Annotated in this window: 12 protein-coding genes; 7 read left to right on the forward strand and 5 right to left on the reverse strand. The window is 71.6% G+C overall.

From position 1 onward, the window contains the following. Window positions 1-117 precede the first annotated feature (117 nt). The 3 genes from IE264_RS27385 to IE264_RS27395 all read left to right on the forward strand — a co-directional run bounded on the left by IE264_RS27385 (window position 118) and on the right by IE264_RS27395 (window position 4,108). Window positions 118-414 (forward strand): hypothetical protein, encoded by a 297-nt coding sequence (locus IE264_RS27385; RefSeq protein ID WP_015609182.1) that lies wholly within the window; start codon window positions 118-120, stop codon window positions 412-414. 12 nt (window positions 415-426) lie between these two features. Then, window positions 427-2,823 carry a tetratricopeptide repeat protein gene (locus IE264_RS27390; RefSeq protein ID WP_032758136.1) on the forward strand — a complete coding sequence of 799 codons (2,397 nt, stop codon included), beginning with the start codon at window positions 427-429 and terminating at the stop codon, window positions 2,821-2,823. Between the two features lie 169 nt (window positions 2,824-2,992). Beyond that, window positions 2,993-4,108 (forward strand): ADP-ribosylglycohydrolase family protein, encoded by a 1,116-nt coding sequence (locus IE264_RS27395; RefSeq protein WP_032758134.1) that lies wholly within the window; start codon window positions 2,993-2,995, stop codon window positions 4,106-4,108. Between the two features lie 29 nt (window positions 4,109-4,137). On the opposite strand, the gene IE264_RS27400 is transcribed toward IE264_RS27395, so the two are convergent. Both IE264_RS27400 and IE264_RS27405 read right to left on the reverse strand, forming a co-directional pair. Continuing rightward, window positions 4,138-5,724 (reverse strand): sodium:solute symporter family protein, encoded by a 1,587-nt coding sequence (locus tag IE264_RS27400; RefSeq protein ID WP_032758132.1) that lies wholly within the window; start codon window positions 5,722-5,724, stop codon window positions 4,138-4,140. Window positions 5,725-6,073: 349 nt separating this feature from the next. Continuing rightward, the gene (locus tag IE264_RS27405; RefSeq protein WP_032758130.1) at window positions 6,074-6,856 is read right to left on the reverse strand and encodes an SDR family oxidoreductase; all 783 of its coding nucleotides are present in this window, start codon (window positions 6,854-6,856) and stop codon (window positions 6,074-6,076) included. Between the two features lie 98 nt (window positions 6,857-6,954). On the opposite strand from IE264_RS27405, the gene IE264_RS27410 reads away from it, so the two are divergent. Continuing rightward, window positions 6,955-7,803 carry a hypothetical protein gene (locus tag IE264_RS27410; RefSeq protein ID WP_032758128.1) on the forward strand — a complete coding sequence of 283 codons (849 nt, stop codon included), beginning with the start codon at window positions 6,955-6,957 and terminating at the stop codon, window positions 7,801-7,803. A gap of 137 nt (window positions 7,804-7,940) precedes the next feature. Here IE264_RS27410 and IE264_RS27415 read toward each other — a convergent pair whose 3' ends face one another. From IE264_RS27415 to IE264_RS27425, 3 genes are all read right to left on the reverse strand, one after another. Then, on the reverse strand, window positions 7,941-8,147 hold the full coding sequence (locus tag IE264_RS27415; RefSeq protein ID WP_015609176.1) for a DUF397 domain-containing protein: 207 nt from the start codon (window positions 8,145-8,147) through the stop codon (window positions 7,941-7,943). A 270-nt stretch (window positions 8,148-8,417) separates the two neighbouring features. Then, entirely contained in the window at window positions 8,418-9,275 is an 858-nt protein-coding gene (locus IE264_RS27420) for a helix-turn-helix domain-containing protein (RefSeq protein WP_015609175.1), read from the reverse strand. 306 nt (window positions 9,276-9,581) lie between these two features. Further along, on the reverse strand, window positions 9,582-10,301 hold the full coding sequence (locus IE264_RS27425; protein WP_015609174.1) for a GOLPH3/VPS74 family protein: 720 nt from the start codon (window positions 10,299-10,301) through the stop codon (window positions 9,582-9,584). A 192-nt stretch (window positions 10,302-10,493) separates the two neighbouring features. On the opposite strand from IE264_RS27425, the gene IE264_RS27430 reads away from it, so the two are divergent. The 3 genes from IE264_RS27430 (at window position 10,494) to IE264_RS27440 (ending at window position 16,282) form a co-directional block, all read left to right on the forward strand. Then, window positions 10,494-13,076, forward strand: coding sequence for a D-alanyl-D-alanine carboxypeptidase family protein (locus IE264_RS27430; protein ID WP_032758126.1), 2,583 nt, complete (start codon window positions 10,494-10,496; stop codon window positions 13,074-13,076). A 170-nt stretch (window positions 13,077-13,246) separates the two neighbouring features. After that, a complete protein-coding gene (locus tag IE264_RS27435) occupies window positions 13,247-15,190 on the forward strand; it encodes a DUF8823 domain-containing protein (RefSeq protein WP_032758124.1) in 1,944 nt (647 codons plus the stop codon). Window positions 15,191-15,331: 141 nt separating this feature from the next. Next, complete coding sequence (locus IE264_RS27440) at window positions 15,332-16,282, forward strand: hypothetical protein (RefSeq protein ID WP_032758123.1); 951 nt, start codon at window positions 15,332-15,334, stop codon at window positions 16,280-16,282. Window positions 16,283-16,344 lie beyond the last annotated feature (62 nt).

Below are 16,344 nucleotides of genomic sequence, written 5' to 3' on the forward strand. Positions count from 1 at the left end.
GCACAGGCAATCGCGTGCCTCTGTCGAGCGTAGGGCGGCGGCCGTGACGATGGGGGCACGAACGGTAATCGCCACCCGTCAGGGTCACACGAGCCCCCACGCGCTAAGGACACCGACATGATCGACACCTCGCAGCTCCGCCTCCTCCCCTGGAGGTCCCCCGAAGGCAAGCCCTGCTATCTGAGCACCAGCGACCCCAACAGCCGGATCTCCCGCCTCGCCGACGAGACGGAGGAGGAGCAGATCGAGTGCGGGAACGTCGTGCTGGAGGGAGCGCAGGAGGTGCTGGCGGACCAGGTGGCCGGGGAGGTCGCCCTGCGGTTCGCGTTGACGCAGGCCGTGCTGTCCTTGCGGGACGTGCTGCTCATCGCGCACAGCCGGGGGCAGCGGCTGCCGGATCCCGAGGTCCACTGACAGACTGGGGCCATGCCCGCGACCCCGCCCCGCCGCCTCTCGCTCCAGCAGATCATCGAGGGGCAGCGGCGCGCCGCGTTCGTCGGCCGGGAAGCCGAACTCGACCTCTTCCGGGGGAACTTCACCACTCCGCCCGAGGACCCGGGCCACCGGTTCGTCTTCCATGTACGGGGCAACGCGGGGGTCGGCAAGACCTCGCTCGTACGGGAATGGCAGCAGACAGCCGAGGAGTTCGGGGCGCTCACCGCATCGGTCGACGAGAGCGCCGACTCCGTACCGGAGGTACTCGCCGCCGTCGCCGCGCAGTTCGCCGGGCAGGGGCACCCGCTCAAGGCGCTGGACCGGCTGCTGACCACGTACCGGCGCGCCCTCCATGACACGGCCGACCGGCTCGCGACGGAGGACGAACCTTCGCCCGGGGCGCTGGCCGCCGCGCAGGCCGGGCTGATCGCGGCCGGGGCGATACCCGTCGTCGGGGCGCTGGCCGGGGGCATCGACCCGGCGGTCGTGGCGCGCGGCGCGGGCGGGCTGCGGGCGGTGTTCGGGGGGCGGGCCCGGCAGCAGGAGGAGGCGCGGCTGCTGGCGGAGCCGGTACGGGTCCTCACGCCGGTGTTCGTCGCCGAGCTCGACCGGGTCGCGGACGCCGTGCCCTGGGTCGCCCTGTTCCTGGACACCTACGAACGCACCGCGCCCCTGCTGGACCGGTGGCTCGCGGACCTGCTGATCCGCGGCCGGTACGGGGAGCTGCCCGCCAACCTCGTCCTGACCCTGGCCGGTCAGCGCCGCCTCGATCCGGCGCACTGGGGCGACCGGGGCCGCCTGGTGGCCGACGTACCGCTGGGGCCGTTCACCGAGGCGGAGGCGCGCCGACTCCTCACCGGACGCGGGGTGGTGGAGGAACCCGTCGTACGGGAGGTGCTGCGGCTCTCCGGCGGGCTGCCGGTCCTGGTGTCGACGCTCGCGGCGAACCCCGGGGCGGCCGGTGAGGCGAACGCGACCGCCGTCGAACGCTTCCTGGCCGGCGAGGGCGACCCGGACCGCCGGGCTGCGGCTCTGGCGTGCGCGCTGCCGAGGCGGTTCGACGAGGACCTGGTGGCCGTCGCCGTACCGTCCTCGCTCCCCGGGCTCTACGACTGGCTGCACGAGCTGCCGTTCGTGGTGGAGCCGCACTCGGGCCGCTCCCGCTACCACGGCGTCGTACGGGCCCCGATGCTCCGGCTCCAGCGCACCGGCTCCCCGCAGCGGTGGAGGGAGACGCACGACCGGCTGGCCGACGCCTTCGCTGAGCGGAGGGACGCGGCGGCCCCCGGTGTCGACCCGGAACGCCTCTGGGCCGAGGAGCCGTGGCGCCGGGCGGCCCTGGACGTGCTCTACCACCGGCTCTGCGCCCGCCCCCGCACCGCGCTGCCCGACGCCCTGCGCGCCGGGATCGAGGTGTGCGGCCAACAGCCGTCCGCCGCCCGCCACTGGGCCCGGACCCTGGTGGAGGCGGGCGAGGACGCCGACAGCGCCGTACTCCGCGACTGGGGCCGCGACCTCCTCACCGCCTGCACCGACCACGGCCCCCGCCCCACGGCCGTACTCGGACTCCTCCTGACCCGCGCCGAGTTGACGGACACGGACAGGGTGGCCGCCCTGGTGGCGCGGGCCTGGGACCGTTACCGGGCCCGGGAGTTCGAGGCAGCCCTGTCCGACCACGGCCGGGCGATCGCGGTGGACCCGCGCAGCGAACGCGCCCACCAGGGCAGGGCGGTGGTGCTGCGGTCGCTGGGCCGCCACGAGGAGGCCCTAGCGGACCTGGACCGGGCGGAGGAGATCGCGCCCGCCTGGGCCTGGGCGGTGTACGAGCGGGGTGAGACGTACCGGCGGATGGGCCGGCTGGAGGAGGCCCTGACCGTCCTGGACCGGGCCCACGCCCTGGACCCGTCCGCCGCCGTACCTCTGGGCAGCCGGGGCCTGGTCCGCCACCGCCTGGGCCGCCACGAGGAGGCGCTGGACGACTTCGACCGGGCGGTCGCGCTGTGGCCGGAGTACGCCTGGGCCCTGGTCCGCCGGGCCCGGGTCCGCACCGCCCTGGGCGACCCCGTGGGCGCCCTCGCCGACCTGGACCGGGCCGATGAGCTGACCCCCGGGCTTGCGGGCACGGAGGGGGAGCGGGGCGAGGTGTACCGCGCGACGGCCCGCCACGAGGAGGCCGTCGCCTGCTACGGGCGCGCCCTGGCCCTGGACCCCGACTACGCCTGGGCCCACGGCAGCAGGGCCCTGGCGCTGGAGGCCCTGGGGAGGCTCACGGAGGCCCGCGCGGACCTGGACCGGGCGCTGGAGCTGGACCCGGAGTACGGGTGGGCACGGACGCAGCGGGAGCGGATGGGGGCGGCGGGGGACCGTAGGGCCGGGGAGGGGTCGTAGGGCCGACGCCCCTTCCGACCGGCCCAAAAACGACCTCAAGGACGTCCGTCGACATACCCGTACGTACCCCGGTCGCCCCCTCTACCGCCCGTTCCCGTTCGATTACAGTGCTTGCGCGGTCGCCCGCAAAGGCCCGCACAGGCGCACGCGGTGTCGGGAAGGGGGCGGGGTGAGCACAGGGACCACGGCGGTCTGGGGACGGGCCGAGCAGCAGGACTTCCGCAGCCGGGTCCGCGGGGCGCTGCTCGGCGGGGCCATCGGGGACGCGCTCGGGGCCGGGGTCACCGGGCTCACGCTGGAAGGGATCCGTGAGGCCCATGGGGCCGAAGGGGTCACCGACTACGTTCCCGCGCACGGCAGACGCGGGGCCGTCACCGCGCTCACCCAGCTCACCCTGTTCACCGTGGACGGGCTGATCCGCGCCCAGGTCCGCCGCGACACCGGTGCCTGGCACCCGCCCACCGATGTGCACCGGGCCCATCTGCGCTGGGCCGCCACCCAGCACGACTGGGGGCCCGACGAGCGGCGCAAGGACAACGGGTGGCTGGCCGCCGAGGAGTGGCTCTACGCCCGCCGCGGGCCCACCCGGGAGTGCCTGGGCGGGTTCGGCGACAAGGTCATGGGCACGCTGGAGCGGCCGAAGAACCCCTCCGCCCGGGACGCGGGCGCGGTCACCCGGTCCGCGCCGTTCGGGCTGCTCGTGGGGTGGGAGCCGCAGCTCGTGCTCCAGCTGGCCGTCGAGTGCGCGGCCCAGTCCCACGGCCATCCCGCCGCCCAGCTGGCCGCCGGAGCCTTCGCCGTACTCGTGCACGGGCTGGCGCGCGGGGAGACCCTGGACGGTTCCGTTCAGCACGCCCTGGCCCTCCTGGCCGGGCGGCCCGGCCACGAGCCGGTGACCGAGGCCCTCCAGCAGGCCCTCGGGTCCGTGCGGCAGGGCATCCCGGGCCCGGCGCTCATCGAGGCGCTGGGTGCGAGCGACGCCGCCGAGGAGGTGCTCGCCGTCGCCGTGTACTGCGCCCTGGTCAGCGAGGACGTACGGCACGGGCTACGGCTCGCGGTGAACCACGGCGGGCCGTCCCGTGCCACCGGGTCCCTCTGCGGGGCGCTGCTGGGTGCGCTGCACGGCGAGACCGCGCTGCCGCCGGCCTGGCTCGCGGAGCTGGAGGGGCGCCCCACGCTCCTCGAACTGGCCGACGACTTCGCGATGGAGATGACCCAGGGCCCGGCCCTGCACAGCCCGACCGCCGCCGCCCCGGGCTGGCTGGCCCGCTACCCGCGCGGCTGAGTGGCCGGGCCGCCCGCCCGGGCGGCTGCTTACGGGCGTGGCTGAGTGGCTGGGCTCCCGCCTCCGTCCTGTGCGGGGATCGTGGCGGCCGCCGCCGCCGTACCACCGCCGCCGACACCGTCCCCGTCGCCCGCGTTGATCTGTGCCAGCACCGCGTCGCGCTCCGGGGTGTCCTCCGGCTTCACGAAGCCGATCAGGACGTACAGCACGAGCGAGACGGCGAGCGGCACTGAGACCTGGTACTGGAGCGGGACCCCGCCCTCGACGGCCCAGTCGATCGGGTAGTTGACCAGCCAGAACGCCAGCAGGCCCATCCCCCAGCTGACCAGCGCCGCCGTCGGTCCCGACTTACGGAACGGGCGCAGCAGGCCCAGCATGAACGGGATCGCGATCGGCCCCATCAGACCGGCGACCCACTTGATCACGACGGTGATGATGTCCTTGAACGTGGGGGAGTTGACCTGCGTCGCGATCGCCATCGACAGCGCGAGGAACGTCACCGTGGTCCAGCGCGCCGCGATCAGCCCGGCACGGTCGCCCCAGCCGCGCGCCGCCTTCGAGAGCGTCGGGGCGATGTCCCGGGTGAAGACGGCGGCGATGGCGTTGGCGTCCGAGGAGCACATGGCCATCGTGTGGGAGAAGAACCCCACGACGACCAGCCCCAACAGGCCGTGCGGCAGGAGCTGTTCGGTCATCAGGGCGTAGCTGTCGGAGGCGTCCGGCTTCTGGGCGTCGACGAGCAGCGGGGCGCACCACATCGGGAAGAACAGCACCAGCGGCCAGACGAACCACAGGATCGCCGACAGCCGCGCCGAACGGGTCGCGGAGGCGGCGGAGTCGGTCGCCATGTACCGCTGGGCCTGGTTCCACATGCCGCCGTTGTACTCGAAGGTCTTGATGAAGAGGAACGCCAGCAGGAACGTCACCGTGTAGGGCCCGGCGGTCGGATCCGCGTGCCCGTCGGGCAGCTTGTCCCAGACCGTCCACAGGGTGGAGAAGCCGTCCAGCTTGCTCATCACGGCGAGCAGCATCGCCAGCCCGGCGAACAACTGGATGATGAACTGGCCCAGTTCGGTGAGTGCGTCCGCCCACAGCCCGCCGACCGTGCAGTAGATCCCCGTGACCACACCGGTGATGAGGATGCCCTGGGAGATCGACAGGCCGGTGAAGACCGACAACAGGGTGGCGATCGCGGCCCACTTGGCGCCGACGTCCACGATCTTCAGCAGCAGCCCCGACCAGGCGAGCGCCTGCTGGGTCTGGATGTTGTAGCGGTTCTTGAGGTACTCCAGCGGCGAGGCGACATGGAGCCGCGAGCGCAGCCGGTTCAGCCGCGGCGCGAAGAGCTTCGCCCCGATGAAGATGCCGATGGCGATCGGCAGTGACCAGGTCACGAAGGACGTGACCCCGTACTGGTACGCGATCCCGGCGTAGCCGGTGAACATCACCGCGCTGTAGCCGGACATGTGGTGCGAGATCCCGGACAGCCACCACGGCATCTTGCCGCCGGCCGTGAAGAAGTCGCTGACGTTGTCCACGCGTTTGTGCGACCAGAGTCCGATCGCGACCATCACGCCGAAGTAGCCGATGAGTACAGCCCAGTCGAGACTGTTCATGTCCCCCTCCAGGGGTCCGCCTTGTGAACGGGTGCGCACTTCGTCGGTACGGCCGTTCAGCGGCGTCCCCGTGCGGGAGTCGTGCGGGAGCGGGGACTGCGGGGATTGAACCCTCTGTTCGGCCTCGCGGTCAAGAAGGCCGTGAGGTCATATATATGAACACCAATCACCAAGGCGAACGATTTTGCTTGTTCTTGACCTTGTGGGGCGTTGTCGCGCACATGACGGCGGCCACACGATGGGCGGGCACTTCGTCAGGCCACACGTGCGAAGGCCGCACGGGATGCGGGTCCCGTGCGGCCGAGAGTCGAGAGGAGGGGGTGCGTCAGTACGTCAGCGCGTCAGCACGTCAGCGCATCAGCTCACCGGCGTTGACCAGCAGCGACTGGCCGGTGATCGCTCGCGCCCGGTCGGAGGCCAGGAACGCGACGGCCTCCGCCACATCCCCGTCCGTGGCCAGCTCCGGCAGCGCCATCCGCTCGGTGAGCCGGGCCAGCACCTCGGACTCCGGTACGCCCTCGGAGCCCGCGGTGAACTGGACGTACGCCTGCACCGGCGGCCCCCACATCCAGCCCGGCAGCACGGTGTTGACCCGGATCCGGTGCGGCCCCAACTCCCGTGCCAGGGAGTACATCGCGGAGGTCAGCGCCCCCTTCGACGCCGCGTACGCCGCCTGCCACACCTGGGAGGGCGCGGCCACCGCGGACTGCGTGCCGATCACCACCACCGAGCCGCCGCGCTCCTTGAGGGCGGGCAGGCAGGCCCGGGTCATCCGCAGGGTCCCCAGGAGGTTCACATCGATGACCGACTGCCAGGTGGTGAAGTCCGCGTCCTCCAGTCCGCCGAAGTAGCTGTCCCAGGCGGCCACATGCACCACCGCGTCGACCCCGCCGAACCGCTCGACCGCCAGCGCGGCCAGCGCCTCGCACTGCGCCTCGTCGGTGATGTCGGTCGGCAGATGGGCGGTGCGGCTGCCCTCGGGGTCGATCTCCGCCGCACTCTTCGCCAGGTTCGCCGCCGTGCGCGCGCCGAGCACCGCGCGCCCTCCGTCCCGTACGACGGTCTCCGCGACCCGGTGCCCCAGCCCCGCGCCGACGCCCGACACGATGACGGTCTTCCCCGCGAGCAACATCGGCGCCTCCCGGCCCTGGAAGTTCGTCTGACGGAGCGTCAGAGTAGGTGGCCGCGGGGCTCGATGGAAGGGAACGGAAGGGAAAGGGGAGAGGAGACATGGTGGACGACGATCACGGGACGCGGAGTGCGAGCTATGCCGAGCTGGCGGCGACAGGGCCGTACGGGGTGCGCCCCGGGCATGCCTTGATCACCATGGTCGAGCCGCATCCGGGCCATGAGCACGCGTACAACCGCTGGTACGAGGACGACCACTACTACGCCGGCGCGACGGCCATGCCGTGGATGTTCGCCGGGCGGCGCTGGGTGGCCACCAAGGACCTCCAGGAGCTGCGCTACCCGGAGAAGTCGGCGGTCGCCCAGCCCGTCGGCGCGGGGTGCTACCTGTCGACGTACTGGGTCACCGAGGGGCGCTACGACGAGCACATGAAGTGGACCGTCGCCATCAACAAGCGGCTCAACCGGGACGGCCGGGTCTACCAGGACCGGACCCATGTCTTCACGGCCTTCCAGGACCACGAAGCGACCGTCTACCGCGACGGGGCCGCCGGGCCGCGGGACTTCCACGCGCTCGACCACCCGTACGCCGGCCTCGTCCTCCAGGTCGTCGACGCCGAGGGGCCCGGGCAGCGGGCGGAGCTGCTGGAGTGGCTGCGCTCCCGGCACCTGCCGAAGCGGCTGAGCGGATCGCCCGCCGCCATGGTGACCGTCTTCCGGCCGACGCCCCTGCCCGGCGACCGGATGACGTACGTGAAGCAGGTCGAGGGGGTGGATACCCGGCTGACGCTGCTGTGGTTCCTCCAGGAGGACCCCCGTACCTGCTGGACGAAGCACTTCGCCGGGCTTGACGCGGCGGTCGCGGAGACGGGGCTGGGGCGGGTCGAGCTGGTCGCCCCGTTCATCCCGACCGTGCCGGGGACCGATCGGTACGTCGACCGGCTGAGGTGACGGCCGCCGGCTGAGGTGACGGCTGCCGGGTGCGGTGGCCATGCCGAGCCCCCTCGGCCAGGACGGCGAAACCGGTCGAGAGGGCTCCATCAGGTGGTGCTGTGGTGCGGCCTGCGGTGCGGGCAGACGGTTTTCGGTCAGGCGTCGACCGGGCCCGTGGCGACGTCGCGCACGAACGCGTTCCACGCACCGGGGACGAAGGTGAGCGAGGGGCCCTCGGGGGCCTTCGAGTCACGCACGGCGATGGAGAGAGCGACCGGGGACTTGACCTCGACGCACGCGCCGTTGCCCCCGGAGTACGACGACTTCGTCCACATTTCCGTAGCACCCTGAAGAATAGCCATGTTCACTCCGGTTCAGAGAGTTGGGTGAGTCGCACCAACCAGATTCCGGTTGGCGTGATCGACGCTACTCGCCAAGCCCCGTCCATGAGATGGCCGTTCACTCGACCGGGTGTCATTTCGTTGGGAACTCTTACGCTGTGAGTCGGCGGCGGTGTATTGTGCCGCCGCCGACTCGCTGGGTGCTCTTCGGCGCCCCTCAGTACCCGCCTCCATCCGTCGGTGTCCACCCGCCGGACGGTGCGGTGTCCTGATTCAGCCGGTGCACGGCATTCAGCTGGTGTACGACTTGGCGATCTTGCTGATGAACTCCCGCGTCTGCTCCACGTTCAGAGCCTGCGCCCTCAGGTGCTCGTACATCACGCTGTAGCGCTGCACGTCGTGCGCCTTCTCCAGGTAGAGATCGCTCGTGACGCCCTCGATGTAGACGACGCTGGAGTCCGCGGCGTCCGGGAACTCCAGGATCGCGTACTGCCCGTTGATCCCGGGGTGCGCTCCCATCTCGAACGGCAGCACCTGCACGGTCACATGCGGCAGATGCGACTGCTCGACGAGGTGTTCCAACTGGTCGATCATCACCTGGTTGTCACCGACCCGCCGGCGCAGCGCCGACTCGTCGATCACGGCCCACAGCCGCAGCGGGTTCTCCGGCGCGTTGACCCGGTCCTGGCGCCGGGACCGTACGTTGACGCGCTTCTCGATGTCCGACGGCGGGGCCTCGGGCAGCGCGCCGCTGATCAGCGCCTCGGCGTACGCCCGGGTCTGGAGCAGGCCCGGAACCATCTGGGGCTCGTACACCCGCAGGGACTCCGCGTCCGTCTCCAGACCGATGTAGACGCTGTACGGGATGTCGCCGAAGGCGTGCCACCAGCCCTGCTGGCGCGAGTCCTTGGCCATCTGCATGAGCGAGTCGACGATGCGGACGTCCTCGACCTCGTACACCCCGCAGAGGTCCCGCACGTCGCGCTGGCTGATGGAGCGGCGGCCGTTCTCCAGGCGGCTGATCTTCGACTGCGAGACCAGCAGGCGCTCCGCCACCTCCTCGGCCGTCATGCCTTTGAGTTCGCGCAGGCGGCGCAGTTCCTGGCCCAACCTGCGTCGCCTGACTGTGGGATTGACGTTGGACGGCACGGAAAGTGCACCTCCGGCTATGTAGCTGTGCGTATCTACTGCTCAGCAGATTGCCACCCCTTGCCCCGGCCGCGCTGGGAAACGGCCACACGCAGGTGCGTGCGGTATAAGCCCCCGACCGCGCACCGGAGCACGTACCGGCGCGCGAGAGGGCGTGCGATACGGCGCGCAAGCGCGCGGGGCAGCCGGTCGAAACCGGCTGCCCCGCGCGTGGTGCGGCTCCCGAACCGGGTCCGATGACGACGGTACGGCGGTGTGCGATTGTCCGCGCGGTGCTCTGCGCGGGTCCTGCTCGGGCCTGCCGGGTCAGCTCGCGGCGGTGTGCGCCATGCTGTCGCGGCGTGCCTGTGCTTGCGGCTGCAACGGAACGCCCGCTGCCTGCTGCGTACGGCGTGGCTGGACGGCCACTCCGTTCTGGACGTCCATCACGGCATGCGCCACGAGGCCGCCCATGGGGTCGTGCCTGATCAGGTCCCGGAGCCGGGAGCGCGATGAACGCCCCTCGTTCCCGGGGTACAGGTGCTTGCCGAGTCCGACCGCGTGGGCCAGTGCGGCGAGCGCCGCGGTCCGCGGGTCCGGCGGTACGCCGGTGCGGATCGCACTGTCCAGCCGGGCCCTGATGTCCCGGCTGATGGCCGTCTCCGTCGCTTGGTAGCGAGTCGTCGGCAGCACTCCGCACATCTGGCCCGCCACGGCATGAACCATGCCGCACCGCTCCAGATGAGCGAGATAGATCTGGCGCAGCCCCAGCCGGGGTCCGCCGATCCAGTGGACCGCCCGGACCGGGCTGCCACGACGGCGCAGCAGCTCCAGTGCGGAGTCCAGTGTCGGATCTCCTGTCGGCCGTGGCATCACCACGGCGATACGATCCCCGTCAGGGGCTATCCGTCCTGCCAGAGCCAGCTCCACTAGCTGTGCCCCGGCCAGGCCGAGGTCGAGCGACTGCGGCTGCGCTGTGGTACCCGTGGTCGGGTCCAGAGCGAGCAACAGAAGCTCCTCCGGGATTGTTCTGCGGCTCCTGCCCATCCATGCCTCCCCGCGTGGATGTCTGACAGGGTGACCCCTCTCACATTCATCTGTCGAGAGCGCCTGACTGCTTTGTATGGGAACCAGTAGGTATGTCGTTCTCGTCTAGCAGCTCGGCCAGGGGTTCACACAGGACACTGGTAGATGGTTCGGACAGCGCGGGGTTGCCCCGCAGCGCATGAGGAGGCATCGGTGGCGGGCGAGTCCCCCGACAAAACGGAGCAGCGGAAGTCGTCGGGGACGGCTGCGGAGGAACGCGACCCGCGCTTTGCGGTGTTCCGCGAACCCGGTGCGGAGGCTGACGTGGACGCGACTGCGACTGCGACTGCGGGCGCGGGTGCCGATGCGGATGAGGCTGTGGACGCGGCGACGACGGACACGGCCACTGCCGTCTTCCGGCCGCGCCTTCCGGAGGACGAGGCCGTGCGTGCGCCGGAGGCGTCTGCCGAGCCCGCCGACTCCGACCGGGCCGCCGAGCCCGCCGAGTCTGCCGAGCCCGCCGAGTCTGCCGAGGAGGAGCCTGCGGAGGCCGCTGAGGGCGTTGTAACGCCCCAGAAGCCCGTAGGGGACTCCGAGGGTTCCGAGGGCCCTGATGCGGCCGCAGAGCCTTCTGAGGGTGACGTGGAGGACACGGCTGCCGCTGCCGACGCGGCGGAGAGTGAGCCGGAGCCCGGGGACGTACGGCTGCGCGCCGCGGTGGCGGCGTGGGTCGATGCGGCGGCCGAGGGCGACGACAAGGGCGAGGGGCAGCCGGAGGGCAAGGCGGCCGCTGACGCGGATGCGGACGCTGGCGTGGACGCGGACGTGGACGAGGACGCGGATGTCGAGCCTGGCACTGAGTCCAAAGCTGAAGCCGAGGCCGCGCCCAAGCCTGTTGAGGAGGCCGAGCCCGCCGAGGAGCCCGAGGCCGGGGCGGAGCGCGCAGCTGCAGCCGCAGTCGACGGTGCGGAAGCCGCGTCCGACTCCGATTCGGACTCCGACCCGGACGACGACACCTCAGGTCCCGACGCCGACACCGGCTCCGACCTGCGAGGAATCGATCAGCCCACGGCCGTCTTCAAGGCGGTCGTGCCCGCCGGGCGGGTCGACCAGCCGACGACCGCGCTGAAGCTCTCGCCGCAGGAACTCCAGGAGCTCAAGGCCGCGGGCGACAAGGCCCGGGGCGCGTCCGGGAGCGCCTCGCCGACGAAGCAGGCCGAGCCGGAACAGAAGAAGCCCGAGCAGAGGAAGCCCGAGCAGAAGAAGCCCGAGCAGGAGTCGCCCGAGCAGGGCAAGCCCGAGAGTGCCGTCGAGCGTACGAGCACCTTCGTGCCCCTGCGCTCCGACGACGCACGGCCGACCCCCGCGCCCCGCGCGCCGGAGACCCCGGAGACCGGGACTCCCACGCCCGCGGGCACACCGGCCGCCGCCCCGGAGACCGCCTCCGCGACCCCGTCCGCCCCCTCCTGGGCGGCCGCCGAGCGGACCCGGCAGCAGCCGCTGCCGCCCAAGCCCCCGCTCGACCTGCTCGCCGAGCTGACGAACACCCCGCCGCCGGCCGAGACCCCGGTCCGCACGGCGGTGCGACGGGTCAAGATCTGGACCCCGCTGGTCCTCCTCCTGCTGATCGTCTTTGCGATCGTGCAGGTGATGCGCCCGCTTCCGGAGCCCGTCCTGGAGCTCACGGCGAAGCCGACGTACACCTTCGAGGGCGGCGGGACGAAGCTGTCCTGGCCGGGCCAGGGGCAGTCCGCCGTGATGGTGGACGGCGTCGGGTCGCTCGGTTCCGAGGGAGCGCAGAAGCCGGCGCCCATCGCGAGCGTCGCGAAGGTCATGACGGCCTACGTGATCCTCCAGGAGCACCCCCTCAAGGGCGACGAGGAGGGCGAGACGATCACCGCCGACCAGAAGGCGGAGGACGAGTCCAAGAACGCGGACGAGTCGACGGCACCCCTGACCAAGGGCCAGCAGCTCACCCAGCGCCAGATGCTCCAGCTGCTGATGATCCCCTCGGGGAACAACGCGGCGCGGCTGCTCGCCCGCTGGGACGCGGGGAGCGAGGACAAGTTCATCGACAAGATGAACGACGCGGCCAAGGACCTCGGGATGACCGACTCGACGTACACGGACCCGAGCGGCCTGAAGAAGACCACCGTCTCCACCGCGACCGACCAGCTGAAGCTGGCGCAGGCGGTCATGCGGAACGATGTGTTCCGGAAGATCGTGGACATGCCCGAGATCGAGATCAAGGGCATAGACGGCAAGATCTACAACAACAACACGCTGCTCCTGGAGCCGGGCGTGAGCGGAATCAAGACCGGGTCCTCCACCCCGGCGGGCGGCAACCTGCTCTGGTCCGCGAACACCGTGGTCGACGGCAAGACGCTGTGGATCTACGGAGCGGTCATGGGGCAGCAGGCCGGTACCGGCAGGGTCTACGACAGCCTGACGCTGTCGCTGACCAACAGCCTGAAGCTGATCAAGGGCGCGCAGGAGGCCCCCACCTCCACCACGGTGGTGAAGAAGGGTGACGTGGTCGGGTACGTGGACAACGGATTCGGCGCACAGACCCCGGTGATAGCGACGAAGAACCTCAAGGCGGTCGGCTGGGCCGGCCTGGAGGTCGAGCTCAAGGTCACCGACAGCGGCAAGGGCATCGCGCACGCCGCGAAGGCCGGCAGCGAGGTCGGCATGGTCACCGTGGGCACGGGCACCGGAAAGGTCACGGCACCGGTGGTGCTCCAGGACGACCTGACCGAGCCGGCCTTCGGCGACAAGCTGACCAGGATCGGCTGAGCAGGCAGCGGTACGAGGACGGGCGCGGGACGGGGTGAGCGGCATCGCTCACCCCGCTCCATGTCAGGGGTATGTGTCGGAGGTACGTGTTAGCGTCCCCGGACAACTGAAGGACGCCGGGACGCGTCCTGAAAGGCGTACGGGGCCGCCGGAGGACGGGGAGAGCCGTAGTGACCACCGCGGAGCCGAGACCCGGCCGCGAGGCGGACAGCACCACCGGGAAGAGCGACAGCGCCGCCCCGCGCGTCCTGCTGCCTTCCCCTCGTACGCCGGAATCCGAAACACCGGAATCCGAAACGGCAGGGTCCGGAACGGCAGGGTCCGGAACGACGGAGTCCGAGGCGCAGGAATCCACCTCACCGAAACCTCCCGCGCGCCCCGCCGCCCCCGAGCCGGCCACGCCCCTGGCCCGGCGGCTGCTGCGCCACCCCGTCACCATCGCCACGGCGGCCGCGGCCGTCACCCACGTCCTGTGGTTCCTCTTCTTCGCCAACAGCGGCGGTGACATCGCCGCGCAGGACGCCTGGGCCGAGTTCGTGGGCCGGCACCCGGGCACCGCGTACAACCTCGCCTGGTACGGGGGCATGCACCCCGTCTCGTACAGCGTGGTCTCCCCGTATCTGATGTCGTTGCTCGGCGTCCGCTCGACGATGATGATCGTCGGTACGGTCTCGGCGGGGCTGACCGCGCTGATCCTGGTCCGGGTCCGGGCCGTGCGCAATCCGCTGGCCTGCTCGCTCGCCGGGGTCTTCGCCTACCTGTGCAACGCGCTGTCGGGACGGGTGACGTTCGGGCTCGGCATGATGTTCGCCGTCGGAGCCGTCGCCGCCGTCTTCTGCTGGCCCCACCGCTGGCGGTACAAGCGGTGGGCCAAGGCGGCCGTCGCCGCCCCGCTCGCCGCACTGGCCACCGCGTCCAGCCCGGTCGCCGGGCTCTTCCTCGGGGTCGTCGCCGCCGCGCTCTTCCTCCACAAGCGGCGCCCCGGCGCGTACGCGATCGGGCTCGCGCCCGTAGCCGTGGTGGCGCTGTCCTCCCTGCTCTTCCCGTTCTCCGGTACGCAGCCGATGTCGCTGGGGACGGTGTCGCTGCCCTTCATCTTCTCGGTCCTCGTCTTCGTCCTCGTACCGCGCGACTGGAGCACGGTCCGCACCGCGGCCGCCGTCTACGGCTTCGGCACCGTGCTCACCTACTTCATCGACTCGCAGATCGGGTCGAACGTGACCCGCATGGCGATGCTGTTCGCAGGGATCGTGCTGCTCGCCGCCCTGCCGTACACGGTGCCGCGCAGCCGCCGGTGGTACGCGCTGGTCCTCGCGTTCGCCGGGCTCAACTTCTGGATCGGCTTCAAGGGCGTCGACGACATCGTCCGCACCACCCCCACCGCCTCCTGGGCCCGTTCGCTGGCCCCCCTGGTCAACCAGCTCCAGCAGGTGGGGGCGGAGAGGGGCAGGGTCGAGGTGATCCCCGCGAGCAGTCACCGGGAGGCTTCGGCGCTGGCCACGTACAACCTGGCCCGCGGCTGGAACCGGCAGGCCGACATGAAGCGCAACCCGCTCTTCTACGACGACACCCTGAACGCGGTCAACTACCGCCAGTGGCTGGACCGCTGGGCGGTCCACTATGTGGTGCTGCCCACCGGCAGGCCGGACGGCGGGGCCGAGCGGGAGACGGAACTCGTCGGGAAGGGGCTCTCCTACCTCCGTGAGATATGGGGCGACGAGAACTGGAAGCTCTACCGGGTCCTGGAGCCGACCCCGCTCGCCGATCCGCCCGCGACGGTGGAGAAGGCGGGCGCGAACGAGATGACGATCCGGGTCGAGTCGGCGGGCCGGGTGCTGATCCGGGTCCCGTACTCGCGCTGGCTCGGGCTCGTCGACGAGCAGGGCAAGAGCCTGGAGCGGCCGCAGGAGACCGAGGAGTCCAAGCTGCGGACGCAGGAGGACGAGACCGCTCCGAAGACCTACGACAACATCCACGGCTGCCTGAACAAGATCGAGGAGGGCCCGTACGGCGACGAGTGGGTCGAACTCCTCGCGCCGAAGCCGGGGGTCTACCGGCTCGCGGCTCCCTACCAGCTGCAGCCGGGGACGCCGTGCCCGGAGGAGCTCAGCTGAGCCGAACGGTCCTTTTGTGCAAGGACGTTGCGAAACTGACGGCTGTACGGGCCGCTGTACCGGGTTTTAAACCGATCGCTGTACGGGCCATCGTTTGTGGGCCCTCCCTCTGGGGCCGCCGCCCTGGCAAGGTGTCCTGGCATGAGGTGCCAACACTGCGGCGGTCAACGCGGCGCGCTGCCGGGGATGGTCTGCCCCGGCTGCGGAGCGGCCCGTTCCCGGACGGCGGCCGGCGACGGCTCCTGGGTCGCGCAAGAGACCCTGACGGGCCGCGTCTCCACCCTGCCCCGACGACGTAAAGCCCTGCTCGCGACGGGAGTTGTGGTCGCGGCCGGAGGCCTGGCGACGGTGGCCGCACTGCTTCTGTCGGGCGGCGGGAGCGTGGGCGGCGGACCGAGCCGTACGGACGCGGCGGGCCGGGCGGGCGCCCTGCCGGACCGGATCGGGGGCGGAGCCCCCACCCGTATCGCCCCGGGCGAGGACGCCCCGGGCGCGCCACCGGCCGAGGAACCCACGAGTCCGGAGTTGCCGGATCTCCCGGACCCCACAGCTCCCTCGGCTCCCTCGGCCCCCTCGGGGGAGGGCCGCCGCTTCACGGCATGGACCGGCCCGGGCTGCATGGCAGGGGAGTACCGGGAGAACGGCCGCTTCGAGAGGGGCGAGGCAGGCTGGTACGCGGTCACCTCCGGCGGCTTCACCGGCGGCGGCTGCGACGGCCGGTTCAGCGCCGTCCCGATGTCGGGCAGCCCCACCGAGGACCGCGGCTCCACCGCCACCTGGTCCTGGCACCTCGGCGAGGGCTTCCGCGAGTGCGCGCTGACGGTGTTCGTGCCGGAAGGGCGTCCCCGCGATGTGGCGGGTGACCCGACCATGTACCGGGTGCTCTCGAATCCGGCCGACGCGGACTCGGCGTACACCGGGTTCGCGGTACGCCAGACACAGCACCGGGGGAGCCCGGTGGAGGTGGGCAACTACCCGGTCAAGGGCGACACGTTCGCGGTGCTGCTCATCGACCGGGGCCGGGACTGGGGCGCGGCGGACCGGGTCGGAGCGCACCATGCGGCGGCGCAGATGATGGTGGAGTGCCGCTGACGTGCTCATCAGGAGCCCCTGATGAGCACCTGGGGAGCCCCTGAGGAGCGCCTGGGGATCCG

The sequence above is a fragment of the Streptomyces microflavus genome, from assembly GCF_014650075.1.
GTDB classification, from domain to species: Bacteria; Actinomycetota; Actinomycetes; order Streptomycetales; family Streptomycetaceae; genus Streptomyces; species Streptomyces microflavus.

Bases quoted from the DNA above. Each gene is read 5' to 3' on its own strand.
- IE264_RS27400 (WP_032758132.1), bottom strand. From the start codon at position 5,724: ATGAACAGTCTCGACTGGGCTGTACTCATCGGCTACTTCGGCGTGATG.
- IE264_RS27385 (WP_015609182.1), top strand. From the start codon at position 118: ATGATCGACACCTCGCAGCTCCGCCTCCTCCCCTGGAGGTCCCCCGAA.
- IE264_RS27390 (WP_032758136.1), top strand. From the start codon at position 427: ATGCCCGCGACCCCGCCCCGCCGCCTCTCGCTCCAGCAGATCATCGAG.
- IE264_RS27440 (WP_032758123.1), top strand. From the start codon at position 15,332: ATGAGGTGCCAACACTGCGGCGGTCAACGCGGCGCGCTGCCGGGGATG.
- IE264_RS27425 (WP_015609174.1), bottom strand. From the start codon at position 10,301: ATGGGCAGGAGCCGCAGAACAATCCCGGAGGAGCTTCTGTTGCTCGCT.
- IE264_RS27405 (WP_032758130.1), bottom strand. From the start codon at position 6,856: ATGTTGCTCGCGGGGAAGACCGTCATCGTGTCGGGCGTCGGCGCGGGG.
- IE264_RS27415 (WP_015609176.1), bottom strand. From the start codon at position 8,147: ATGGCTATTCTTCAGGGTGCTACGGAAATGTGGACGAAGTCGTCGTAC.
- IE264_RS27410 (WP_032758128.1), top strand. From the start codon at position 6,955: ATGGTGGACGACGATCACGGGACGCGGAGTGCGAGCTATGCCGAGCTG.